Annotated in this window: 17 protein-coding genes; 9 read left to right on the top strand and 8 right to left on the bottom strand. The window is 50.3% G+C overall.

What is annotated here, in order from left to right; genetic code table 11:
* Positions 1 to 16: 16 nt before the first annotated feature.
* The gene (locus EST55_RS04370; protein ID WP_129496622.1) at positions 17 to 766 is read right to left on the bottom strand and encodes a 3',5'-cyclic-nucleotide phosphodiesterase; all 750 of its coding nucleotides are present in this window, start codon (positions 764 to 766) and stop codon (positions 17 to 19) included.
* Between the two features lie 69 nt (positions 767 to 835).
* Here EST55_RS04370 and EST55_RS04365 point away from each other — a divergent pair, with 69 nt between their 5' ends.
* The 4 genes from EST55_RS04365 to EST55_RS04350 all read left to right on the top strand — a co-directional run bounded on the left by EST55_RS04365 (position 836) and on the right by EST55_RS04350 (position 6,632).
* Entirely contained in the window at positions 836 to 1,495 is a 660-nt protein-coding gene (locus EST55_RS04365) for a DUF998 domain-containing protein (protein WP_129496621.1), read from the top strand.
* Positions 1,488 to 3,749, top strand: a complete 2,262-nt coding sequence (locus EST55_RS04360) for a heavy metal translocating P-type ATPase (protein WP_129496620.1) — start codon at positions 1,488 to 1,490, stop codon at positions 3,747 to 3,749. Before EST55_RS04365 ends, EST55_RS04360 begins: the two co-directional genes overlap by 8 nt.
* Positions 3,750 to 3,755: 6 nt before the next feature.
* Positions 3,756 to 4,502 carry a glutamate racemase gene (gene murI, locus EST55_RS04355; protein WP_129496619.1) on the top strand — a complete coding sequence of 249 codons (747 nt, stop codon included), beginning with the start codon at positions 3,756 to 3,758 and terminating at the stop codon, positions 4,500 to 4,502.
* 441 nt (positions 4,503 to 4,943) lie between these two features.
* Complete coding sequence (locus tag EST55_RS04350) at positions 4,944 to 6,632, top strand: NAD-dependent malic enzyme (protein WP_129496618.1); 1,689 nt, start codon at positions 4,944 to 4,946, stop codon at positions 6,630 to 6,632.
* On the opposite strand, the gene EST55_RS04345 is transcribed toward EST55_RS04350, so the two are convergent.
* Positions 6,629 to 7,780 carry an aminotransferase class I/II-fold pyridoxal phosphate-dependent enzyme gene (locus tag EST55_RS04345; RefSeq protein ID WP_129496617.1) on the bottom strand — a complete coding sequence of 384 codons (1,152 nt, stop codon included), beginning with the start codon at positions 7,778 to 7,780 and terminating at the stop codon, positions 6,629 to 6,631. The two genes, EST55_RS04350 and EST55_RS04345, sit on opposite strands and share 4 nt — an antisense overlap.
* Positions 7,781 to 7,903: 123 nt before the next feature.
* Between EST55_RS04345 and azu the strand changes: the two genes are divergently transcribed.
* The 3 genes from azu to EST55_RS04330 all read left to right on the top strand — a co-directional run bounded on the left by azu (position 7,904) and on the right by EST55_RS04330 (position 12,588).
* On the top strand, positions 7,904 to 8,350 hold the full coding sequence (azu, locus tag EST55_RS04340; RefSeq protein WP_129496616.1) for an azurin: 447 nt from the start codon (positions 7,904 to 7,906) through the stop codon (positions 8,348 to 8,350).
* Positions 8,351 to 8,434: 84 nt separating this feature from the next.
* The gene (locus tag EST55_RS04335; RefSeq protein WP_129496615.1) at positions 8,435 to 9,493 is read left to right on the top strand and encodes an efflux RND transporter periplasmic adaptor subunit; all 1,059 of its coding nucleotides are present in this window, start codon (positions 8,435 to 8,437) and stop codon (positions 9,491 to 9,493) included.
* On the top strand, positions 9,493 to 12,588 hold the full coding sequence (locus tag EST55_RS04330) for an efflux RND transporter permease subunit (RefSeq protein WP_129496614.1): 3,096 nt from the start codon (positions 9,493 to 9,495) through the stop codon (positions 12,586 to 12,588). Before EST55_RS04335 ends, EST55_RS04330 begins: the two co-directional genes overlap by 1 nt.
* 74 nt (positions 12,589 to 12,662) lie before the next feature.
* Here EST55_RS04330 and EST55_RS04325 read toward each other — a convergent pair whose 3' ends face one another.
* Genes EST55_RS04325 through EST55_RS04315 form a run of 3 tightly spaced genes read right to left on the bottom strand, consistent with a single transcriptional unit; the run spans position 12,663 to position 15,223 of the window.
* Positions 12,663 to 13,391 (bottom strand): transporter substrate-binding domain-containing protein, encoded by a 729-nt coding sequence (locus tag EST55_RS04325; RefSeq protein WP_129496613.1) that lies wholly within the window; start codon positions 13,389 to 13,391, stop codon positions 12,663 to 12,665.
* A complete protein-coding gene (locus EST55_RS04320) occupies positions 13,392 to 13,847 on the bottom strand; it encodes a TerB family tellurite resistance protein (RefSeq protein WP_129496612.1) in 456 nt (151 codons plus the stop codon).
* 8 nt (positions 13,848 to 13,855) lie between these two features.
* Positions 13,856 to 15,223, bottom strand: a complete 1,368-nt coding sequence (locus EST55_RS04315; protein WP_129496611.1) for a GAF domain-containing sensor histidine kinase — start codon at positions 15,221 to 15,223, stop codon at positions 13,856 to 13,858.
* A 149-nt stretch (positions 15,224 to 15,372) separates the two neighbouring features.
* Between EST55_RS04315 and EST55_RS04310 the strand changes: the two genes are divergently transcribed.
* On the top strand, positions 15,373 to 18,552 hold the full coding sequence (locus EST55_RS04310; RefSeq protein WP_129496610.1) for an amidohydrolase family protein: 3,180 nt from the start codon (positions 15,373 to 15,375) through the stop codon (positions 18,550 to 18,552).
* A 13-nt stretch (positions 18,553 to 18,565) separates the two neighbouring features.
* Here the strand turns inward: EST55_RS04310 and EST55_RS04305 are convergent, their stop codons facing one another.
* Positions 18,566 to 19,501, bottom strand: a complete 936-nt coding sequence (locus EST55_RS04305) for a LysR family transcriptional regulator (RefSeq protein ID WP_088768756.1) — start codon at positions 19,499 to 19,501, stop codon at positions 18,566 to 18,568.
* A gap of 116 nt (positions 19,502 to 19,617) precedes the next feature.
* Here EST55_RS04305 and aceK point away from each other — a divergent pair, with 116 nt between their 5' ends.
* Entirely contained in the window at positions 19,618 to 21,312 is a 1,695-nt protein-coding gene (gene aceK / locus EST55_RS04300) for a bifunctional isocitrate dehydrogenase kinase/phosphatase (RefSeq protein WP_129496609.1), read from the top strand.
* Here the strand turns inward: aceK and aceA are convergent.
* Complete coding sequence (aceA, locus tag EST55_RS04295) at positions 21,296 to 22,633, bottom strand: isocitrate lyase (protein WP_129496608.1); 1,338 nt, start codon at positions 22,631 to 22,633, stop codon at positions 21,296 to 21,298. The two genes, aceK and aceA, sit on opposite strands and share 17 nt — an antisense overlap.
* Positions 22,634 to 22,676: 43 nt before the next feature.
* Positions 22,677 to 24,260 carry a malate synthase A gene (gene aceB, locus EST55_RS04290; protein ID WP_129496607.1) on the bottom strand — a complete coding sequence of 528 codons (1,584 nt, stop codon included), beginning with the start codon at positions 24,258 to 24,260 and terminating at the stop codon, positions 22,677 to 22,679.
* Between the last annotated feature and the right edge of the window lie 307 nt (positions 24,261 to 24,567).

The following is a 24,567-nucleotide window of genomic DNA, read 5'->3' as shown; positions in this document are numbered from 1 at the left end:
ATTCTCCTACCTTGAATTAAAGCACCACCGTATTTTTATGCGGTGGTGTTTTTGTTAGTAACTCTCGCAGCTGTTCTTCGTAACTGGGTTTTAGATGAGTCACCCAAAGCTCTTTGGGCAGCTGCTTTAAACTGGCTAAAGCTTCCTGGAGCAAGCTTGGAGTCATGTGTTTGGTTTTCTGTGCGACGTCCATGAGCTCATCGGGAAAAGCGCATTCCAGCATTAATGTATCAATGTCACCGAGTGCGTTGAGCTGTTGGGTCAAAACGCTGCCGGCAATGGTATCCGCACAAAAGACAAAGTGTTGGCCGTTGTTTTTCACGCTGTAACCGACGGTTGGCACACTATGCTCTACTTCAAAAGCTTTAATGCTTATGTCATCGATATCCACGCAATGGCCGGGCTGAATTTCTTCAAATTTTAAAATGGCTCCGGCACCTTCGGTCATGCTGCTGAGCTCTGGCCATATGTCACCGTTAAAAATATTGTCACGCAGTTTTGCCAGGGTGTGTGGTAAGGCGTAAACGGTTACGGGTAAGTGCTCACTATCGTATTGGTTGCTTAAAAACGTAGGGAGTGCGGCAATGTGGTCCATATGTGAATGTGTCAAAAAGACATGACGTACTTGCCGCATTTGCGCGAGGCTCAACCGGTTTAATCCGGTGCCGGCGTCAATAACGATGTTCGAGCGCAGCTGAATGCAGGTGGAACCATTTTTATTGTCGCCGCTCAAACCACCGCTGCAACCTAACACTTGAATATTCACAAATGACACCCATCTTGGATTACACTGGGATGAAAGAGTATCATACTTAAAAACAGCCGAGGAGGCGTCATGCCCGAAGCCGACAACACACCTGCACAGCATAGCTCACCCATATTACCGCAACTTATTATTCTGACCGTCTTTTGGATTGGTTTACAGCTGGTTGCCAGTTGGGTTAAGCCGGATTTTTCGCATGTGAGTCAGTATATTAGCGAAATTAATGCCACCGGCACTCAGGCGGCAGGTGTTTTGGGTTGGGTCGGTTTTATTCCGCTGGGCATGATTGCGGCGGGTTTGCTGCTCACTGTACGCCCACACATACGAGTAAAAGGCGTTAGTCAGTTTGGTTGGTCATTATTGTTTTTCTATCCGCTGGCTTATATTGGCAGTGCGCTGGCGCCTTGCGACACCGGCTGTCCGGTAGACGGCTCAAGTTCGCAGGCGATACATAACGGTATTGCCGTTATCAGTTACTTTGGTTTTGCGTTGGGCACCTTGCTGTTGGCGTTGACACCGAAAACTACCTGGCCAGTCCGCGCTGCCTTCGTGTTGTTGGCGTTTATTGTTGCCTTAGGCTTTCTGCTCATGACATCGCCTGAGCTGGCTGAGATTCGGGGCGCAGTACAACGTTATGTTGAAGTGGCGCAATTAATTGTCTTCTGGCTGCTACTGTGGCTGAAAGATTCGCAGGCCAATGGCGGTCAAACAACGGGAGCGCAGCATGAATAAATCTGTTCGTTTAGGCATTCAGGGAATGAGTTGTGGGTCGTGCGCCGGTCGTGTGGACAAAGCGCTGAACGGATTAGAGGGTGTGGAAGCGTCGGTGAACCTGGCGTCGGACAGCGCCGAAGTGACCTATGCTGACAAGCTATCCGTGGATGACTTGATTAAAGCGGTGCAGGACGCAGGCTACGACGCCCTCGAAGTGGTTGATCGCGACAAACAAATGCGCGAACAGCGTGAGCAACAGGCAAAAGAAATGCGCACGTTAAAAGGCCAGTTATGGCTTTCTGCATTGCTGACGCTGCCGGTGTTTATACTGGCCATGGGCAACCATATGGTGCCGGTATTTTCCGAGTGGGTGCATAACTCACTGGGCTTACAGACCAGCTGGTGGATACAGTTAGTGCTTACTACGGTGGTACTGGCAGTTCCCGGTGCACGTTTTTATAAATTAGGTATTCCTGCGCTATTCCGTGGGGCGCCGGACATGAATTCTCTGGTGGCTCTGGGCGCTACCGCAGCCTGGGGCTACTCGGTAGTAGCCACGGTGTTTCCGTCCTGGCTACCAAGCGAGTCAGTGAATGTTTACTTCGAAGCTTCTGCGGTTATTGTCACGCTGATATTGGCGGGGCGCTTTATGGAAGCGCGTGCGAAAAGCCATACGTCCGATGCTATTCAGCGGCTCATGAGTCTGCAAAGCAAAACTGCACGAGTCGTACGGGACGGTGAGGTGACTGAAGTCGATATTGCTGAGCTGGGCGAAGGCGATGAAATTGAAGTGCGTCCGGGCGAGCGTATTGCGCTGGATGGCGAAGTGTCTTCCGGCGACAGCTACGTGAACGAAGCCATGATAACCGGAGAACCCGAGCCGGTGCATAAAGAGAAAGGCGACAAAGTGGTCGGCGGAACGCTTAATGAAAAAGGCACGCTGCGCTTTAAGGTCACAGCGACCGGCGAAGGAACCGTACTGGCTCAGATCATCCGTATGGTTGAGCAGGCTCAGGGCAGTAAATTGCCGATTCAGGATACCGTGAACCGTATTACATTATGGTTTGTGCCGGCGGTCATGCTGGTGGCGCTGCTGACCTTTGTGGTGTGGTACTTTGCGGCCAGTGAGTCGGCACTGACCTTTGCGCTGGTTAACGCGGTGGCGGTGCTAATTATTGCCTGCCCCTGCGCCATGGGGCTGGCAACGCCTACGTCTATTATGGTGGGTACAGGGCGTGGTGCAGAAATGGGCGTGCTGTTCCGGCAGGGCAGTGCTTTGCAGGCATTGCAGCAGTCGAAAGGCGTTATTTTTGATAAAACCGGTACGCTGACAGAAGGCAAACCGACCATTACCGACTGGCTTACCCTGAGTGACTTTGAGGAAAAAGAGGTACTGACCCTGGCAGCCTCGGTGGAAGCTAAGTCAGAGCACCCCACCGCAGAAGCTCTGGTCAACTACGCCAAAGAGCAGGACATTAAAGTGAGCGAACCCGACAGCTTTGAAGCCATTTCAGGTTTGGGGGCTACCGGGAAAGTGGATGGTAAAACGCTTTATATTGGTACCAGCGAGCTGATGCAGGACAACGGTATTGCGCTTGATAACGAACCTGATGACGCGAAAAGCTGGTCTGAAAGTGGCCGCACACCCATTTACGTGGCAGTGGATGGCAAGCTGGCAGCGGTATTCACTCAGGATGACCCAATTAAATCCAGTGCCAAAGAGTTGATTCAGCGCCTGCATGATGACGGTTTGAAGACGGCTATGGTGACAGGCGACGCCGAGTCTACTGCGAAGCGCATTGCCAAAGAATTAGGCATTGACGACGTGATTGCTAACGTCAAACCCGATGGCAAAGTCGATGCCGTAAAACGCCTGAAAAAAGAGTGGGGGCAGGTCATATTTGTCGGGGACGGTATTAACGACGCACCGGCATTAGCCTCTGCGGACGTAGGGTTTGCTATCGGTACGGGTACTGACGTAGCCATTGAATCGGCCGATGTGGTACTGATGTCAGACAACTTGACCGTGGTGCAGCAGTCCTTCGCCTTGTCGGAAGCAACCATGCGCAATATTCATCAGAATTTATTCTGGGCGTTTGCTTATAATACCGCGTTGATTCCGGTTGCAGCCGGGGTTCTGTACCCGTTTTTCGGCATTTTGCTGTCGCCGATGCTGGCGGCCGGTGCGATGGCGCTGTCCAGTGTCTTTGTGATAACCAATGCGCTGCGACTTAAAACAGTAAGCCTGGGCGCACAGGCGGAAAAGGAATAAACAGACATGAAAGTCGGCGTTTTTGATAGTGGTGTGGGTGGTTTAACCGTAGCTCGCTCATTGCAGCAAAGCGGTTGCTTTAGCGAGTTGCTGTATTACGGCGATACCGCACGGGTGCCTTACGGCAGTAAGGACAGCAATACGGTAACGCGCTATGCGTTAGAAGCCGTCGAGTTTTTTAACGGCGCCGATGTAGACTGTCTGGTGGTGGCCTGTAACACCGTCAGTGTGACTGCTTTAGAGCAAATGCAGAAGTTCTCTAACAAGCCAGTTTACGGGGTGCTGGAGCCAGGTGTTATGGCACTGCAGCAACTGCAGGGTATTGATACCAGCGCCCGGGTACTGGTTATCGCTACGCGGTCCACCATAAATTCCGAAGCCTATCAGCAGCAGATACAAGCGTTGGGCTATAGTCAGGTAGACGCCATGCCTACGCCGCTGTTTGTGCCTATTGTCGAAGAAGAGCTTTACGACGGGCCGATACTGCAGGAAACCTTTAAGCATTATTTCAGCAAGCTTGAAAAGCCTGATGTGGTGCTGCTGGGCTGTACGCATTTCCCGTTGATTGCCGAGAGTATTTCTGACTACTTCAACGGCGCCAAAACGATCCATTCCGGCGAGGCTATGCTGGCGTGGTTAAAGCAACATCTGGACCTAAGCGCCCAGTTCGAAACCACGCCCCTGCACATTATCGCTACCGAAAACGTCGATGCCGTCAAACGTACCGCCACCCGCTGGGGCCTGAAACTTTAATCCCAGGGGCAGGCTTCGTCGGCAATTCGGCTGAGAAAAGAACTCGTGGCTTGAGGAGACGCTGCAAGTTCATCCATGAACGCTTGACGAAGGCCATCCATGGCCTTCGACACTCCTCAAGCCACGAGTTCTTTCCTTTATCGCCTTTTGCCGCCAAAGCCTGCCCCTGGGATTAACTTCCTGGCTAAGACATTCGTGCCAAATGAAAAGGTGGGATAGCGAGTGCGCTAAAGGGTTAGCAGTGGGACTTTGGAGGTGTGCAGCGCCATGGATGGCGCTGCTCAAGCCCTACAGGGATGTATTCACGGGCGTCCTCCAAAGTCCCACTGATAACCTCAGCACTCGCGTTTTCCTCGGTATTCCAATCCAGCGAAACATGTGAATCGCAGCCGTGTTTTGCTATGATATTCGTATTACTTTGGCTTTCAGGAGTTTGTACTTATGCCGCAGACGCAGCGTCCGCTTTATATTCCCTATTCTGGTCCGAATTTGTTGGAAACCCCGCTGTTGAACAAAGGCAGTGCGTTCAGTAAGGAAGAGCGCGCGGCGTTTAACCTGACCGGTCTATTGCCGCCTCGCTACGAGAGTATTGAAGAGCAAGCTGAACGTGCGTACATGCAGTACAAAAGCTTTGAAACGCCCATTAACAAGCACATTTATCTGCGTGCTATTCAGGACAACAACGAGACCCTGTTCTACCGCCTGCTGACTGATCATCTGGAAGAGATGATGCCGATTATCTACACCCCAACCGTGGGGGATGCTTGTGAGAAATTCTCGGATATTTACCGCAGCTCACGTGGTTTGTTCATTTCGTATTCAGAGCGTGACCAGTTGGACGATATTCTGCGCAATGCCACTAAACAGAAGGTGAAGGTCATTGTCGTCACCGACGGCGAGCGCATTCTGGGCTTAGGTGACCAGGGTATTGGCGGCATGGGTATCCCGATTGGTAAGCTGTCGTTGTATACCGCCTGTGGTGGCATCAGCCCGGCTTATACGCTGCCAGTTATGTTGGATGTCGGCACCAACAATGAAAAATTATTAGAAGACCCCATGTACATGGGGGCGCGGCACAAGCGTATTGGTCAGGAAGAGTACGACGAGTTCCTCGACAAGTTCATCAAAGCGGTCACTAAGCGCTGGCCTGGCGTTATGCTCCAGTTTGAGGACTTTGCGCAGCCGAACGCAATGCCACTGCTGCGCCGTTATCGCGATGAAGTTTGCTGCTTTAACGACGACATTCAGGGTACGGCGTCAGTTACCGTCGGCACACTATTAGCAGCTTGCCGTCAAAAGGGTAAAAAGCTGAGCGAGCAGAAAGTCGTGTTCGTCGGTGCCGGTTCAGCAGGTTGTGGTATTGCTGAGCAGGTTATGATTCAGATGACGGCAGAGGGTTTAACCGAAGAGCAGGCGAAGAAGCAAATTTTCATGGTGGATCGTTACGGTCTGGTAGTGGACACCATGGACGGTCTGCGCGACTTCCAGCAGGCATTAGCGCAAAAAACTGCCGACCTGAAAGACTGGGAGTACAGTGGTGATTATCCGTCGTTGCTGGATGTGATGCATTGTGCTGAACCTGACATCTTGATTGGCGTGTCGGGGCAGGCGGGCTTGTTTACGGAACAAGTTATTGAGGCCATGGCGAAAAATGTCGAGCGGCCGATTATTTTTCCATTAAGTAATCCGTCGAAACATGTAGAAGCGCATCCGGCGGATGTTCTGAAATGGACGAAAGGCAAAGCGATTGTGGCGACCGGTAGCCCGTTTGGTCAGGTTGAGTACGACGGTAAGATCTACCCGATAGCGCAGTGCAATAACAGTTATATATTCCCCGGCATTGGGCTGGGTGTCTTATCGGTCAAAGCTAACCGTGTTAGTGATGAGATGCTTCGTGTTGCCAGCAAGACATTGGCTGCGGCATCACCGAGCGCCAACGGCAAAGGTGACGCCTTGTTACCGGCGTTCAACGACTTAACCCAACTCAGCAAAGACATTGCTTTTGCGGTGGGTAAAGTGGCTCAGCAGGAAGGCCTGGCACTTGAAATTGATGACGACACGCTGCGTGAGCGCATCGACAACAACTTCTGGAAACCTGAATATCGCTTCTACAAGCGCGTCAGCATTTAAGCGTGCGCTTTGTCGATGGCCTGTTGTAGATCAGCTAACAGGTCATCGGCACTTTCAATTCCCACGGATAAACGTAATAAATCAGAAGGTACCGGTGTATCCGACCCTTCAATGCTGGCGCGGTGCTCAATTAAGCTTTCGACGCCACCTAATGACGTGGCCCGATGCCACAGTTGAGTTTTTGCGGCAACGGCAATGGCCGCTTGCTCGCCACCTGCCAGGCGAATCGAAAGCATCCCACCAAAACCGCCGTGCATTTGTTTAACCGCAACCTCATGCCCGGCAAAGCTTTTCAGCCCAGGATAGAGCACCTTGGAGACTTGAGGATGCAGCTCCAACTGTTCCGCAATGTACAGCGCATTCTGACAACTCTCGCGAACTCGTAAAAATAAGGTCCGCATGCCGCGCAGCAGTTGCGACGCATCGTGAGGACTGGGAACCGCGCCACTTTGCGCACGAATAGCCACTAACCGCTGCCAGAATTCACTGTTTTCACGTGCTGCCAACGCACCAGAAATAACATCAGAATGGCCGTTTAAATATTTGGTGGCTGAATGCATCACTATATCAGCGCCCAAATCCAGTGGTTTGGTCAGTAACGGGGTGGCAACGGTTGAGTCTACCGCTAATAGCGCCCCGCAATTTCTTGCGATAGCCGAAACCGCTTCTATATCGGTGACTGTCCAAAGTGGGTTCCCGGGCGTTTCCAGCCATATTAAGGTTGGCGCTTTTTCATCGACCGCTTTTTGCAACTCTTCAAGGTTACTCGTGTCTACAAAGCGTATGTGTAGCCCGGCGTCCTGACCAAGGGTTTTCAGCCACTGGCGCAGCGCCCAGTACATCACCTGAGGTGCTATAATGGAGTCACCGGGTTTTAAGGCTTGAAAGACCGCTGTCGCCGCTGCCATACCAGAGGCGAACAAGCGAGCATCGGCTGCGTTTTCAAGCTCTGCCAACAATAATTCAGCAGGGCGATACGTCGGGTTGTCAGCTCTGGAATACACCAAACCGGAGCGGTACTGATTATCACTGTCGCGAAGATAGGTGGTTGATGTGTATACTGGTGGAATAATAGATACATCGTGAATGTGTTTATTGGATCCACCTTGTGCGAGCACAGACTGTGATGAAAAAAGTGTTTTTGTCATAGACTTCTCGTTACAGGTTCTCATAACAAAGAATACGGTAACTATCTCGTTTAAAGTAATCCTAATGCGAGATGTTGCGTATAAGGAAGTAGTTCGTTTCATCCTACATGAAGGAGTATTGTAATGCGTTATATTTTGTCTCTATTAGCAGGTTCATTGTTGTTTGTCGCAAACGCAGCACAGGCTAACGAATGTGAGCTGAGCATAGATGGTAACGACAACATGAGATTTGATAAAAAGGAACTGTCTGTCCCGGCAAGTTGCAGTGAAGTCACTTTAACCCTGACCCACTCGGGTAAGTTAGGTAAAAAAGTCATGGGTCACAACTGGGTATTAAGTGAAGCGAGTGACATGCAGTCGATTGTTCAGCAGGGTATGTCGGCTGGTTTAGAAAATAACTACGTACCAGAGTCTGATGCAGTAATTGCAGCAACAGACGTTATTGGTGGTGGTGAACAAACATCTGTAACTTTCTCGACAGACGGAATGAGCGCTGACGGCGAGTACAAATTCTATTGTACCTTCCCGGGTCACTCAGCGATTATGCAAGGTACATTCTCTATTAAGTAACTGTTAATAGCAGAATGACCCACACAATGAGATGATACAGCTGCAGCCACTGGGCTGCAGTTTTTTTGGAGTTAACCGAAGTTTATGAAGCATTTTTTGTCGATAGCTGTATTCAGTTTGTGTCTGGGGGCTTATGTAAGTGCAACGCCAGCGCAAGCTCAACAATTTGGTCCTCGTGAAACTTTGGTGATTGTCGAACCTGTTCAGTTTGAACAGGAAAAAAACCGAGTGGAAGTGGTAGGAACGGCTGAGGCGGCACGTTCTATCACTATTTATCCGGCGGTGGGTGACCGGGTGGTCGCAGTGCATTTTGAGCCAGGGGAAGTAGTGGAAGAAGGTGAGCTTTTAGTTGAGTTGGATGCAAGACGACAAAAAGTGGCACTTGAGCAAGCACAGATTAACCTGAGGGATGCGCAGCGCACCGTTGAGCGTTTACGCTCAAGCTTTGAGCGCGGGGCAGTGCCAGAGTCTGAACTCGATAACGCAATTTTACTCAGAGATTTGGCGCGTGTAGAGCTGGAAAATGCCAAAATAGAGTTAGAAGATCGCTTCATTCGCGCCCCCTTTGAAGGCGTTATTGGTATTACCGATGTTGAGGTTGGCGACCGCATCGATGAGCAAACCGCTATTGCAACGTTGGATGATCGTTCTTCGCTATTAATTGATTTTAAGATCCCGGAAGCGGCGGTATCGCTATTAGGTGAAGGCGCAGAGCTAAAGGTACAACCCTGGCGTTACTCAGGACAGCCTGTGACGGCAGAAATCGTCGAATTGGACTCCCGAATTGATCCGCAAACTCGCATGTATCGTGCGCGTGCACGAATTAATAATGAAAACGATGACTTTTTACCAGGCACCAGCTTCCGCACTTCTATTTCGCTGGCAGGACAGGAGTTTGCGTCTATTCCAGAGGCGGCACTGTCGTGGGGCGTGAACAGTCCGTTCGTATGGGTCGTTGACGGTAAAAATGCAAAACGTGTGGAAGTGCAAATTGAACAGCGCTTAGCGGGCAGAGTACTGGTTTCAGGCAATATTCAGCGAGACGACTTGTTGATTGTCGAGGGCGTGCAGAGCCTGCGTGAAGGACAACCCATTAAGTTTGACCGCACGACTCTCGATGGCACTGGGGAGTTAAGCGAATAATGTCTGACAAGCAACTCGATACGCATACCGATACGAACGATTTACCGTCGGTGTCTATTCGCCGGCCAGTACTGATTGTTGTTCTCAATATTCTGATTGCTATTGCTGGTGTGGCGGCACTGATGGGAGTGGAGGTTCGTGAGCTGCCCGATGTTGATCGTCCGGTGGTTGGCATTAGCGCGACCTTGCCTGGGGGCGCTCCGGAAACCGTCGATGCCGAAGTCACCAGTATTCTGGAAGGCGCTGCAGCGCGCGTGTCGGGCGTGGAAAACATTAACTCTCAGAGTGAAGAAAATAGCGCTCGTATATCGGTTGAGTTCAGTCCTGGTGTTGATCTGGACGTGGTGGCGGCAGAGGTGCGTGAAGCGGTCAATCAGGTGCGTCGGGAGCTTCCCGATGACGTTGAACAAATCAACGTGCGTAAGGCCGATAACGATGCGCGTTCTGTGTTAGATATTGCGGTGAGTAGTGATACGCTGAGTTTTGCTGAATTAACTCGACGTCTGGAAACCGATCTGTCACCAGAGTTCCTGGCAATAAACGGTGTCGCTGATGTGCGGTTAAATGGTAACCGCGAGCGTGTTATGCGTGTCGATTTGGATCCGTTAAAGCTGGTCAGCTTTGGTATTTCGGTGACCGATGTTGCCGATGCATTGCGACAAGCGCCCTTTGATGTGCCGGCAGGCAGTTTGAAATCGACCGATCAACGATTGATTATTCGTGCCGATGCAACCGCCATTAATGAAGAGCAGATTGAAAACATCATTATTCAGGATGACATTCGTGTTGGCGATGTCGCACAAGCCTATTTTGCTCCTTCTGATGCCGGCAGCTTTGTTCGGTTAGATGGTAAGCCCGTGGTTGGGTTGGGAGTTATCCGCCAGGCGGGCTCCAATACGATTGAAATATCTGACAAAGCCATTCAGGTATTGGAACGCCTACGGGATCGCTTCCCGGACATGGAAATGACTATCACCAATGACGATGCGCAGTTCATCCGTAAGTCGGTGGCAGAAGTGGTCACGACTTTAGCGATAACCATAGCGTTGGTGGTTGGCACTTTGTGGGTGTTCATTGGTTCGTTCCGAGCCACCATTATTCCTGCTTTATCGATACCCGTGGCGTTATTTGGTGCCGTTGCCGCTATTTGGTTGATGGGCTTTTCCGTGAATATACTGACATTGCTGGCCTTGGTGTTAGCAACTGGCTTAATTGTCGATGATGCGATTGTTGTGACGGAAAACATTCAACGTCGACGTAATATGGGGCTTGGCAGCCGGGCCGCTGCAGTCATTGCAACACGTGAGGTATTTTTCGCGGTGGTTGCCACAACTGCGGTTCTGGTGGCGGTATTTGTGCCCATTGCGTTCTTGCCGTCAACCGCAGGACGACTTTTCCGCGAGTTTGGTGGCGTGCTAGCGGCCGCAGTGGTGATTTCTTCATTTGTCGCTTTGTCGTTAGTACCGGCCTTTACCGCGCGTCTGCCAAAATCAGCAGGAAAAAGTAACGTTTTTGCCGGCATCGGTCACAAATTTAAAAGCTTTTACCGACGTACGCTGCATAAAGCATTAAATGCCAGCTGGGCCGTCGGTGTCGTGTCATTACTGGCCGCTGGCGGTGGTGTGGTGTTATTCGATCAAATTGACAGCGAGCTAATGCCTGACGAAGACCGTGGGGCTGTACGAGTCTTTGCTCGCGGACCAGACGGCGTTGGCGTCAAATTTATGGATAGACAAGCGCGTCAATTAGAAGAGATTTTATTGCAGTATAAAGAGACCGGCGACATAGAATCCATTTACACTGTCGTTGGGCAATGGGATCCAAACATTGTTTTCATCAGTGCCAACCTCAAGCCATGGGAAGAGCGCGACATTAGTCAGCAGGAAATTATTGAAAACTTGCGCGAGCCTCTGGGGCAGGTGCCTGGTGCGCCGGGTCGAGCCTTTGGCGACAACAGCTTAAACTTGCGTGGGCAAGGTGGTGGCATTGAAATGGCGATTACCGGTGAGAACTACGATGAGATTTTTAAAGTCGCGCGTGAGTTTACCGCAGAAGTTGAGCGGCAACTGCCGGAAATGGGAAACCTAAATGTCTCTTATCAGCCGACTCAGCCGCAGTTACGGGTGAAGATTGACCGGCGCCGGGCTGCCGAGCTGGGTGTGTCCTTGAGCGACATTTCCTCAACTCTGCGAGCCGCGATAGACGGCGATGACGTAGCAGACCTAAATGTGGGGGATCAGCAGATTCCGGTGATGTTGCGCACCCGCAATAACATCATCCAGTCGCCGCAGGACATGCAGAACCTATACGTGTCCTCAAGTGACGGCGGTTTAGTGCCCATTTCCAGTGTTTCGGAAATTGTTGAAGAGGGAGTGTCTGCGGAACTCGAACGGCAGGCGCAACGGCGTGCCATAGAAATAGACGGTGATTTGCCTGAAGAGCTGCCCATGTCAGAAGCGGTAGAGAAACTGCGTGCCGTCGCTCAGGAGGTTTTGCCAGATGGTATGGGACTCGTGTTTCTTGGTGAAGCGTCAACTTTTGAGGATACTTCTCAGGAAGTGGCAATGACGTACATTCTCGCGTTCTTGATCGTTCTGTTGGTATTGGCGGCTCAGTTCGAGTCGGTGAACAGTGCGGTAGTGGTGATGCTGACGGTACCTTTCGGTATTGCTGCTGCTATTTATGCGCTGTTCTTAACGGGCACGTCTATGAACATCTATTCTCAAATAGGCTTAGTCATGTTGATAGGACTGCTTGCTAAAAACTCGGTATTGCTGGTGGAGTTTGCGGACCAATTGCGAGATCGTGGGCTCAGCGTTCGCAAGGCCATAGAAGAAGCGGCGCTGATACGTCTGCGCCCTATTATGATGACTCTGGTGTCGACCATTTTAGGTGGCTTGCCGTTGATACTGTCAGCTGGCGCCGGTGCCGAGGCTCGTAATTCCATTGGTTGGGTGGTATTTGGCGGTTTAGGTTTGGCGACGTTGTTTACCCTTTATCTAACACCGGTACTTTACCTTTGGTTAGCTCGCTTCACTAAGCCGCGCGCTGACGAAGCCTCACGGCTGGAAAAAGAGATGCAGGAAGCCCGGTAGCCTGGCATCTCAACCTCGCTGTAGCCTGACGTTATCTACGTCAGGTACATCGCACCTGATGCAATAGCATCAGGCTACTGTATACCCCAACGGCGGCGAATGCGATCAAGTTCGCCGTTATTTTCTATCGCTTCCAGGCCTTCATTCAATTGCTCCAGTAACTCGTCATTGCCGGCTTTTACTGCAAAGCCAACAGGCACCTTAATTTCCGGCTGCCATAAAATACGTACATCAATGTCGAGTTGCTTTGCGAGATACCGACCGACCGCTTCAGGCATAATAACCGCTTCCACTTCGCCAACGGCTAACTGACTCATGGCTTCTGTTTTTGAGGACGCTTGGTTAATGCGAATCGCTGTATGTAGGCCAATGTCCTGCAAATGCGATTCCAACACCGAGTGCCTGTCACCACTAATGCGTTTGCCGACTAAGCCGCGTACCGACTCAGGGCTGCTTTCATTGTCTAAAACAAACAGTGTGGTGACGCGGTTATAATAGGGAGAGGAGAAATCAAAATATTGCCGTCGAATGGTGGTTTGCTCCATACCCATTGCGATATCAAGCTCACCGAAACGCAGCAGACTGACCACATTGTCCCAGTCGTATTGGTGCAGGGAGTAGTCTTTATCTAAATAGTGGAACACGGCTTTCGTGACATCCACATCAAACCCAACAATATCGCCGTTCTCAGAAAACTGATACGGCGGGTAGCCGGTGGCTAAACCAACGTCTTCAGCGTGACTAAACGCTGAAAAGCTCAGGCTTACAATGGCCGTTAAGGTGAGTGTGGAAAGTCGTTTCATTCAGTGTCCTGTTATGGAAAGTTTTGCCTTTATGTAATCCGCATGATTGATATACAACAGATCAGCAAGCTTGCGAAGCATTGCTTCCTCGTGCGGGTCAAGCTCATTGTCAGTGTAGGCAACGGCCCACAAAGTTTCCAATAATTGTACCTTTTCGGAATATTCCAACGCTTTTAAGGGGGCGGTAAAGTCATGCAATGAAGCGGCTTCTCTGACGGCATCAATGGCCTTCTCAATAGCATTCTCAGCAGCGTCCCCCTCTAGTTGATATTCGTTTTTCAAATCGGCTAACAAATAGTTTCGCTCTTCAGATGACAGCGTACCGTCTGCCAGACTAATTTCAGTCATTAAAATCAGTGATAAAAAGGCGTCATCACTCAGTCCTTCCGCATGAAATTGCTTGGTTTTCTCTACTGTTGGTGGAACATTAAAAAAACTCTGTAAGGCTTTAAGCATACAACATCCTACTTCTGTAAATTGGGTAAATAAAAGGAAAACTGGGTGCCTTCCCCCGGTGTCGATTGGACGCTTATTTCGCCCTTAAGTTTCTGAGTCACCAGGTTATAAACAATAGACAGGCCCAGACCTGAGCCACCATTGTGTCGCGAGGTTGTGAAAAACGGCTCAAAAATGTCTTTCAATGTATCGCTATCAATACCTTTTCCATTGTCGGAAAAGACAAACTGTACACCGTCTTTTTCCGGCTCCGCTGAAATCAGAATGCGATGCTCTTCGTCGGGCTCAACAAAAGCGTGCTCGTTAGTATTACTGATTAAATTGGTTACGATTTGCGCTAAAGCGCCTTGGTAAGTTCGTAAGGTGGTGGCTTCATCACAGCGAATATCAATACTGACTTTTTTCTTTTTTACCATCGGTTTCAAGCTTAAGGTGAGTGCATGCAAATAGTTTTTCAGCTCGCATTCCACCAGTTCAAAGCTGGACTGATCCACCGCTGTTTTCTTAAAGTTTTGGATGAGTGTGGCGGCGCGTTCCAGGTTATTATTGAGCAATGTGTAGGCTTCAAACGTATCGTCAATAAACTGATTCAACTGTTTTTTCGAAATTGAGCCTTCAGTAAAAGCCTGTTTAAGCTTTTTCAGCCGATGCTCACAATGCGTCACAGCCGTTACCGAAATACCCAAAGGCGTATTAACTTCGTGTGCAACGCCGGCCACAAGCTTACCTAACGCGGCCATTTTTTCTGTTTCAATGAGTCGTTCTTGTGCCTGTTTGAAATTATCGAGCGCTTTGGTTAACGACTCGGTGCGCTCTTCCACCATACTTTCAAGCTGTTCGTTCTGGCGAATCAACAATTGTTCAAACTTTTCCCGCTCAGCAGCGCTCACGGCGCGCCCGTAGATATCAGCCAAAATACCGACAAAGGCGACCTCATCCGGTGTCCAGGTACGGTTCTGTTTGCGGGTTTCGCAGCACATGACCCCAATCATTTCACCTTTGTGGCGCAGGGGGACATCTAGTAACCCGTAAATACCATACTCGGGCAAGTATTCAGGTGCGAGTTCGGCGGTAATCGAGTTATTGCGCGCATCGTTGGCGATAATGGTACGCTCTGTTTCAAGTACTTCAAAGTAAGACGGTAATTCAGACTTTCTCAGTACCGGCGTTTCAGTGTCTTTACGTAACGTATCAATCAAAGCGGTCGCAACCATGCTTTGCTTGTCAGGCTGTAACTCCCAAATACTGACCCGGGTAATATCCAGACCTTTTAAGGCAGAATCGAGAATAAACTGGGAGGCACGTGCCAGATTGCCGCCGTCTATTTCCGGCGAACGTGATACCTCCAGCAAGATATTTTCCAGTGACTCTTTCATTGTTTAGCCAATTGTTGAACACCCGTTAACTATAACGCAATCAAGCACTTTGTCTATTGAACGGAAAGAATGGGCATTTGGACGAGCCCGACTGGACTTTTTTTACAAAGGTTCATACAAAGGGAGTACGTTTTAAAAGAGGCAATACCATGAAAAAGACAACACTAACCTTGGCGGTTGCATCGCTATTGAGCATAGCACCGCTGAGCATGGCGGAAGAGCAAAACAACGGTTGGGACGTATCCAACCCACCGGGCGAGTTTAAAACCATTGATATTTCGGTCAATTCCGGAACCTGGATGAACGTCGATGTCAGCCCGAATGGCGAGTACATTGTGTTTGACTTGTTGGGTGACATTTACCGTATGCCGTTTGACGGCGGCGAAGCAGAAAAACTGATTGGCGGTATTGCCTGGCACATGCAGCCGGTGTATTCACCCGATGGTCGCTACATTGCCTTTACTTCCGATCAGGGCGGTGGTGACAATATCTGGCTGATGGATGCCGATGGTAGCAATGTGCGCCCGGTCACCGAAGAAACCTTTCGTTTGCTAAATAGCCCTGCCTGGAGCCCGGATGGCGAGTTTCTGGTGGCGCGCAAGCACTTTACTGCGAGTCGCTCTTTAGGAGCTGGTGAGGTCTGGATGTATCACCGCACGGGTGGCTCTGGCGTGCAGTTAACCGAACGTCCGAATGATCAAAAAGACCTGGGCGAGCCAGCCTTTTCACCTGACGGCAAATACATTTACTTTTCCCAGGACGACACACCAGGCAAAACGTTCCATTACAGTAAAGATTCATTGGAAGGCATTTATGAAATTAAGCGTTTTGAACGTGAAACCGGCGAAATTGAAACGCTGATTGCCGGTGCAGGGGGTGCAATACGCCCGACGCCATCACCGGATGGCCGTTACCTGGCTTACATTAAGCGAGAAGATTTCAGCAGTGTGTTGTACGTGCTTGACCTCAAGACCGGTGAACATAAACGCGTGTACGGTCAAATGGAACGCGACATGCAGGAGACCTGGGCGATTCATGGTGTGTACCCAACCATGGACTGGACCCCGGACAGCAAGCAACTGGTGTTCTGGGCCGGCGGGCATATTCAAAAGCTGACTATTGATGATGGCAATGCGCGCATTATTCCGTTCAAAGTAGAGACAGAGAAGAAAATTCAGCACGCCTTGAGAGCGAAGCAAAACGTCGAAGCCGATACCTTTGATGTGAAAATGCTGCGCATGGCGCAAGTCTCACCTGCTGGAGATGAAGTGGTGTATGAAGCGCTGGGGAATCTGTATCGCCGGGCGTTGCCGGATGGCAAGCCTCAGCGTTTAACCAACAGCGACGACTTTGAGCTATTCCCGGAATATTCCCGTGACGGTGAAAAACTGGTGTTTGTGCGCTGGGACGACCAGGAGCAAGCACAAGTGATCGTGCGTGACTTAAGCTCAGGTAACGAGCGGGTTTTAAACACGGGCAAGGGTAACTTCGTGGAGCCGACCTTCTCGCCTGACGGTCAACACGTGGTGTATCGTAAAATTCGTGGCGGTTACTTAATTTCGGACAAATACGGTTTAGAAACGGGTGTGTACCGTGTTGCAGTGAACGGTGAAAAAAGCCAGCCTCAGCAAATTGCCGAGCGTGGTCGTCAGCCGCAATTTGGTGCGCGTAATGACCGTGTTTATTTAATGACGCCAGCGGCAAAACCGACCTTGAGTGTGGTGAACCTGGATACGCTTGAGCAACGTGAGTTGTATCAGTCGGAGTTGGCGACTGAGTTCCGCGTCTCCCCAGACGGCAAACAACTGGCGTTTGCTGAGCGCTTCAAAGTGTTTGTCACGCCGTTGGTGGAGCGCGGCAGCGTGATCAACGTTGGTCCGGGAGACAAACAAATGCCGGTGCATCAGTTGTCAGTCCGTGCGGGTGAGAATATTTCCTGGACTGCGGATGGTCGCCAGCTTTACTGGACCTTAGGGCCAGAGCTTTATCATACGTCGGTGGCGAATGCGTTTGCGGACTTTACCGAAGCCGATTCGCTGAAAGTGGAAAACGGCCAGAATATTGGCTTTGAACAAAAAGCGATGGTGCCGGATACAACCGTTGCTTTTGTCGGCGGTCAGGTTATTACCATGAACGGCGACACGGTGTACGAACAAGGTACCGTGGTTGTGCGTAACAACAAAATTGTTGCGGTAGGCGCGGAAGCGGACGTTAATGTGCCAAGTGGCGCTGAAGTCATTGATACCAGTGGCAAAACGGTCATGCCGGGCTTGTTCGATGCACACGCCCATGGTGGCCAGGGGCAATCTGAAATTATTCCGGAGCAAAACTGGGGGCAGTATGCGAACCTGGCGTTTGGCGTGACCTCTATTCATGATCCGTCGAATGACACGACGGAGTTCTTTGCGGCTTCAGAGCTACAAAAAGCCGGTAAAATCGCCGCACCGCGCCTGTTCTCAACCGGAACGATTTTGTACGGTGCGAACGGGCCGGGCTATACCTCGCACGTGGACAGCCTGGAAGACGCGAAGTTTCATTTAGAGCGCCTGAAGAAAGTCGGTGCGTTTTCAGTGAAAAGTTATAACCAACCTCGCCGGAACCAGCGTCAACAGGTTGTGGAAGCCGGTCGCCAGTTAGACATGTTGGTTGTGCCGGAAGGTGGCTCGTTGTTGCAGCATAACCTAACCATGATCATGGACGGTCACACAACGGTAGAACACTCGCTGCCGGTGGCGAATATCTATGACGACATTCGTCAGTTGTGGGATGAAAGTGATGTGGCCTACACACCAACACTGGGTGTGGCTTACGGTGGTATTTGGGGTGAGAACTATTGGTATGCTGAAACCGATGTATGGAAGCACCCGAAACTGAGCAAATACGTGCCGCAGGAGCTTTTGGTGGGTAAAGCGATGCGACGTGAAAAAGCACCGCATAACCACTACAACCATTTCAACAACGCTGAAGTGGCAACCGAGCTGCAGGACTTGGGTGTTAAAGTCCTTTCTGGTGCCCACGGCCAGCGTGAAGGTTTAGCGCAACACTGGGAAATTTGGATGATGGCACAGGGCGGCATGACGCCGCTGGAAGCGTTGCGCACTTCAACCATCGATCCGGCAACTGTGTTTGGTATGGATCACGCACTGGGTTCTCTGGAAGAGGGTAAATTAGCGGATATTATCGTTATTGATGGTAACCCGCTAGAGAATATCCGGGACACTGACAAAGTGACTCATACCATGGTCAACGGTGTGCTTTATGACGCTAAAACCATGGACCGGATATTACCGGCGCCTCGTGAGCGAGACGCTTTCTTCTGGGAGGAGTAAACTGTAAAACGACTTAGGACGCCGCCGCGGTTTCAGAAACCACCTGACGGAACCAGCGGTGCCCTGCGTCGTGTTGTAATAACGGCGACCAAATCATCGTCAGCGTGAGCCCTGGTATATCAAAAGGCGGCGCTTTCATAACCAGTTGGTCGTCGTCTTTATAAAGCTCTGCTGCCTGAGTTGGCAGTGTGGCAACCAGCCCCTGGCGAGCCAGATACATAGCCACGTGATAATTACGTGTGAACACTTTGATGTGGCGGCGCTTACCAATTTGATCGAGCGCATCGTCAACCCAGCCTAACTTCTGAACATCGTGTGGATCCATTCCGACGCCCACCCCGAAACCAGTTTTACTGACCCAGACATGCTGTGCTTTCAGGTAATTATCGAGTGTATAATTATCAAGCAGTGGATGATCTTTTTGTATCAAGCAGGAAAACTCATCGGTCCATAAGATTTTCTGGTGAAACGACTGAGGTAACTGCTCAAAGCGGTTAATGGCTAAGTCGACTTTCCCGTTTTCAACGTCGTGAAAGCTGATATCACTGGGTGTCATAATATCCAGTGATACGTTTGGCGCCTGTTCATCGAGCTTTTCGAGCAGACGCGGCATGAGTGTTGAAGCCGCATAATCGGACGCCATAATACGGAAAACGCGGTCACTGGTCGGTGCGTCGAACTCACGCACGGGCTGTATCATTTCTTCCACTGAATAGAGTACCGTACGCAGCGACTCTTGCATATCCAACGCGCGCTGGGTTGGCTGCATGCCGTCGCTGGTGCGTACTAAAATAGGGTCATTCAGCAAGTTACGCAGTCGTTTCAAACCATTACTCATGGCTGGCTGGGTAATGTTCAACTGCGCTGCGGCACGGGTCACGTTCTTTTCACGCAGCAAAACATCCAGATAAACCAGCAGGTTCAGATCAATATCTTTAATCGTATTCATAACGGTCCAGAATCAGTGGAATATAAAAAATCTATCAGGATTATAAATAGGGTGAATGTATAACGCTAGCGTTGTTTCTGTCATTATTACCCCACAGATTTATTGGTAGAAGATAAATGAATATAACTTCAGAAACACTGGCACGTAGTATTCTCGATGGCTTTCATACCCATTACCGGCGCTTTCAGGCGCTAACGCAGGGAGCGCGGGAGCGCTTTTTGAAGCGTGACTGGACGGCGGTGGTGTCGGCGGCGGCTGAGCGTATTCATTACTACGACCATCAGGTGGGGCTTACCGCTAAAAAGGTGGAACGTCGTGTCGGCAAAGCGCTCGACGAAACGTTGTGGCAGGCAACGCGGCTACGATATCAGCAATTATTGCAGTTTCATCCGCAGGCGGAGCTTGCTGAAACCTTTTACAACTCGGTGTTTTGCCGGGTGTTTGACCGTGCTTATTTTCACAATGACTATATTTTCGTCGAGACCGTGCTGGCGAACCATATTCCGGTTCCGGTGGAAAATGAGTGCCACTCCTACTTTCCGGTAGTTGATGGTTTAGAAAAAACGCTCACCAGAGTGTTTGACGACATTGGTCTGGGCGGCGAGTTTGAGAATTTTGAAAACGACATTGAGCAGCTGCGGGACAAGTTCTTCGAGCGCGCGACCGAGACCGACATTGAAGCCCACAACTTACGCATTGATGTGTTAAAAGCGCCGTTTTATCGCAATAAAGCGGCCTATATTGTCGGACGGGTGGTGACGGAAAATAACCATTACCCGTTTATTGTGCCGGTGCTGATTAACTCCCAGGGCAAGCTTTACGTGGATGCGTTTATTACGCGCTCGGACAGAATGGCGACGATTTTTGGTTTTGCCCGCTCTTATTTTATGGTGGAAACCGAGTCGCCATCGGCGCTGGTTCGCTTTTTAAAAGACTTAATGCCGCATAAAACGCTGGCAGAGCTTTACTCGTCAGTGGGCTTTCACAAACAAGGCAAAACCGAGTTTTACCGGGAATTTTTGCACCATTTACGCCGTACCGACGACCAATTAGTGGCAGCTCCTGGTGTGAAAGGTATGGTTATGACGGTGTTTACGTTGCCGTCTTTTCCTTATGTGTTTAAGGTTATTAATGACCGCTTAGGCAACACCAAGGAATTTGGCCGACAGACGGTCATTGATCGGTATCGCATGGTTAAGCGGCACGATCGGGTAGGGCGTATGGCGGATACACTGGAATTTGTCGACGTGGCCTTACCGCTGGAGCGTATTTCGTCAGATTTACTGGAGGAGTTTAAACAGCGCATTGCCAATTCTATTTCTATTGAAGGCGATACGTTAGTCATTCATCAGTTGTTCGTCGAACGCCGCATGACGCCGCTGAATCTGTATTTAGAGTACGCCAATGACGCCGAAATTGATGCGGCGATGGATGAATACGGTTGGGCGCTAAAAGACATGATGGCAGCCAATATTTTCCCCGGCGACATGCTGCTGAAGAACTTCGGTGTGACCCGTCACAAACGGGTGGTGTTTTACGACTACGACGAAGTTCGCTATTTAACTGACATGAGCTTTCGAAAGCTGCCACAAAACGACTGGGAAGTGTCTATGGCGCCGGACGATGTGTTCCCTGAGCAGCTAGCGCAGTTCGCCGTACCTCAGGCGAAATACCGGGATCCACTACTGAAACGGCATCCGGAGCTGGTTGACCCAGCGTATTGGCGCCGTATACAAAAACACATCCGCGAGGGTGTCCTGACGGATGTGTTTCCTTATGAAGCTGAGCTGCGTTTTACGCGGAGGTTTTAAACTGCTCTTCTTCGGTTGAACCGGTCAGCGCGGTGACGGATGACACACCGCCCTGAATCACATTGGTAAGCTCGTCAAAGTATCCAGTGCCTACTTCCTGCTGGTGGGCCACAAAGGTGTAGCCTTTATCTGCGGCTTCAAACTCCTGTTGCTGCAGTTTCACGTACGCTGACATGTCGTTGCGCGCATAGTCGTGCGCCAGTTCGAACATGTGGTACCACATGTTGTGCACGCCCGCTAAGGTAATGAACTGGAATTTGTAACCCATAGCAGCCAATTCGCGCTGGAACTTGGCAATGGTGGCGTCGTCCAGGTTTCGTTTCCAGTTAAACGACGGCGAGCAGTTATAGGCTAACAGCTTACCTGGGTATTTTGCGTGAATGGCTTCGGCAAACTGACGGGCTTCATCTAAGTCTGGTTTGGCCGTTTCACACCAGATTAAATCAGCATATGGCGCATAGGCTAAGCCGCGTGAAATGGCTTGTTCAATGCCCGGTTTAACGCGATAGAAGCCTTCTGCGGTACGATCACCGGTAATGAATGGCTTGTCGTTCGGGTCAAAGTCGGAAGTCAGCAAGTCGGCGGCGTTAGCATCAGTACGTGCGACAATGAGCGTTGGTGTACCGGCGACATCAGCGGCTAAACGCGCGGCTGACAGTTTCTGCACGGCTTCTTGCGTTGGCACCAGTACCTTACCACCCATGTGACCACATTTTTTAACGGACGCTAACTGGTCTTCAAAGTGAACCCCGGCGGCACCAGCTTTGATCATGTTTTTCATCAGTTCGTAGGCGTTAAGTACACCGCCAAAACCGGCTTCGGCATCAGCCACAATTGGCGCAAAGTAGTCGACATAGTTGTCGTCTTCCGGTGTTACGCCTTTTGACCACTGAATTTGGTCAGCGCGGGCGAACGAGTTATTAATGCGCTCAACCACGGTAGGCACTGAGTCGACCGGGTACAGGGACTGGTCCGGGTACATGCTGCACGCCGAGTTGTTGTCGGCAGCAACCTGCCAGCCTGACAAGTAGATTGCTTGTAATCCGGCTTTCACTTGTTGCACCGCCTGACCGCCGGTTAATGCGCCCAATGCATTCACATAGTCTTTGCCGAATTTCTCCTGAGCTTTGCCGTGAATCAGTTGCCAGAGTTTGTTTGCACCATTTTTGGCATAGGTGTGTTCAGGTTGCACGGTGCCGCGTAAGCGAACGACTTCTTCGGCGCTGTACGGACGTTCAACGCCTTTCCAGCGTGGGTCGGTGTCCCACTGCTCTTGTAACTCTTTAACTTGCTGAGCGAATGATAAGTTTGTGTTTGTCATGATCGTATTCCTTGTTGTTCTTTAATAATGTTGTGAATTGAAATTAGTTGAGTTGTTCGTAGCCGGGCAGGGTCAAAAAGTCGACCAGCTCGTCGGCGGTGGTGATGTTTTCAAGCAGTGTCAACGCCTGTTCAAACGGCTCGTTACTCCAGCGCTCGCTACCCACTTCTTTTTTTACGACGTCGGCTTCTTCCTGCAGAAGTTGCGTGAATAAGGCTTTGGTGACCGGCGTGCCGTCCGAGAGCTTTTTGCCATGACGGATCCATTGCCAGATAGAGGTGCGGGAAATTTCTGCGGTGGCAGCGTCTTCCATCAGACCATAAATTGGTACGCAACCTTTGCCGTTTAACCAGGCTGCAATGTATTGCAGAGACACGCGAATGTTGGTGCGCATGCCTGTTTCGGTGCGCTCGCCGTCACATGGCTGAAGTAATAAGGCCTGGTCAATATCATTGTCGTCTTCGCGCAGTACATGCAGCTGATTGTCACCTTTAATACCATCAACAAAGATCTCGCGAACGGTATCGGCAAGACCGGGATGGGCTATCCAGGTGCCGTCGTGCCCGTTGTCTCGCTCCAGCATCTTATCGGCGTGGACTTTAGCGAGGATTTTTTCGTTCTCAGCTGGATCTTTGCTGGGAATAAAGGCCGCCATGCCGCCCATCGCCAATGCGCCCCGTTGATGGCAGGTTTTGACCAATAAGCGCGAATAAGCGTTTAAGAACGGTTTGTCCATGCTGACGACCTGACGGTCAGGTAATACACGATCGGCGTGCGCTTTCAGGGTTTTGATGTAGCTGAAAATGTAGTCCCAGCGACCACAGTTCAGTGCGGCAATGTGGTCTTTTAAGGCGTGCAGAATCTCGTGCATCTGAAATACCGCTGGCAGCGTTTCAATAAGCACGGTGGCTCGAATCGTGCTGGTTTTTAAATTAAATTTGCGCTCGGTGAAGTGGAAGACATCGGCCCACCATTTCGCTTCATCGCTGTGCTCGAGTTTCGGCAGGTAGTAATACACGCCAGAGCCCTGCTGCAGGCGTTGCTGATAGTTCATTAAAAAGTACAAAGCAAAATCCATCAAGGCGCCGGGAATCGCCTGACCATTGCGCTGTACGTGTTTCTCCGGTAGGTGCAACCCACGAACCCGGGCAATAAGCAGCGCCGGGTTCTCACCGACTTTATAATGTTTACCGCTGTTGGGATCGGTGTAAGTCATGCCGCCAAGGTTGGCGTCACGCAAGTTAATTTGGCCGTTCACCATGCCGTCCCAGGTGGGCGACTGTGAGTCTTCAAAGTCGGCCATGTAGCAGTCGACGTTTGCGTTTAGTGCATTAATGACCATTTTGCGGTCGACGGGGCCGGTAATTTCCAGGCGACGTTTTTTTAAGTCTTTTGGCAGTTCGGCAATTTTCCAATTGCCTTCGCGAATGTTCTGGGTGTTGGGGTCAAAGTCGGGCAGGGCACCGCTGTCGTAATGAGCTTGTCGCTGCTGGCGCTTTTCCAGTAGCTCGGTTAAGCGAGGCTGAAAAGTATCGACCAACTCGGCAAGAAATTCTTGATGCTCATCGCTGAATAACGTTTTCGCATTGTTATCAAGCGGCCGACTGAATTGAAATAGATTGTTCATTTTTGAATCCGTTGTTACTGAGTTGTTAACACGGATTCAGAATAGGCGCTGGTCGCACCATTAGTCTAATTTATGCAGTAAATTAACGGTATTCACAAAAGTTATTTTAAGGTTGGGATAGGCTATGTCTAAAATTCAAGCGGGGGTGAGTCTGAGCAGTATTTTAAAGTACTGTCATAATAGAATTAAATGGATTTTTTTAATCGCAAGTCTATAAAGTTCTATTTAAATTGACTTTTGAGGATTATTGTCTAATATTAACCTTAAATTCTATTTTAAAGGAACTTTAGAGTGACCAATGGTAAAA

Source organism: Idiomarina sp. 29L, assembly GCF_004123135.1.
Taxonomy (GTDB): Bacteria; Pseudomonadota; Gammaproteobacteria; order Enterobacterales; family Alteromonadaceae; genus Idiomarina.
The sequence above is the reverse complement of the archived record's forward strand: the minus strand, read 5'-3'. Positions and strand labels throughout refer to the sequence as shown.

Coding starts and splice junctions, on each gene's coding strand:
- EST55_RS04365 (WP_129496621.1), top strand. CDS start 836: ATGCCCGAAGCCGACAACACACCTGCACAGCATAGCTCACCCATATTA.
- EST55_RS04360 (WP_129496620.1), top strand. CDS start 1,488: ATGAATAAATCTGTTCGTTTAGGCATTCAGGGAATGAGTTGTGGGTCG.
- murI (WP_129496619.1), top strand. CDS start 3,756: ATGAAAGTCGGCGTTTTTGATAGTGGTGTGGGTGGTTTAACCGTAGCT.
- EST55_RS04350 (WP_129496618.1), top strand. CDS start 4,944: ATGCCGCAGACGCAGCGTCCGCTTTATATTCCCTATTCTGGTCCGAAT.
- EST55_RS04345 (WP_129496617.1), bottom strand. CDS start 7,780: ATGACAAAAACACTTTTTTCATCACAGTCTGTGCTCGCACAAGGTGGA.
- azu (WP_129496616.1), top strand. CDS start 7,904: ATGCGTTATATTTTGTCTCTATTAGCAGGTTCATTGTTGTTTGTCGCA.
- EST55_RS04335 (WP_129496615.1), top strand. CDS start 8,435: ATGAAGCATTTTTTGTCGATAGCTGTATTCAGTTTGTGTCTGGGGGCT.
- EST55_RS04330 (WP_129496614.1), top strand. CDS start 9,493: ATGTCTGACAAGCAACTCGATACGCATACCGATACGAACGATTTACCG.
- EST55_RS04325 (WP_129496613.1), bottom strand. CDS start 13,391: ATGAAACGACTTTCCACACTCACCTTAACGGCCATTGTAAGCCTGAGC.
- EST55_RS04320 (WP_129496612.1), bottom strand. CDS start 13,847: ATGCTTAAAGCCTTACAGAGTTTTTTTAATGTTCCACCAACAGTAGAG.
- EST55_RS04315 (WP_129496611.1), bottom strand. CDS start 15,223: ATGAAAGAGTCACTGGAAAATATCTTGCTGGAGGTATCACGTTCGCCG.
- EST55_RS04310 (WP_129496610.1), top strand. CDS start 15,373: ATGAAAAAGACAACACTAACCTTGGCGGTTGCATCGCTATTGAGCATA.
- EST55_RS04305 (WP_088768756.1), bottom strand. CDS start 19,501: ATGAATACGATTAAAGATATTGATCTGAACCTGCTGGTTTATCTGGAT.
- aceK (WP_129496609.1), top strand. CDS start 19,618: ATGAATATAACTTCAGAAACACTGGCACGTAGTATTCTCGATGGCTTT.
- aceA (WP_129496608.1), bottom strand. CDS start 22,633: ATGACAAACACAAACTTATCATTCGCTCAGCAAGTTAAAGAGTTACAA.
- aceB (WP_129496607.1), bottom strand. CDS start 24,260: ATGAACAATCTATTTCAATTCAGTCGGCCGCTTGATAACAATGCGAAA.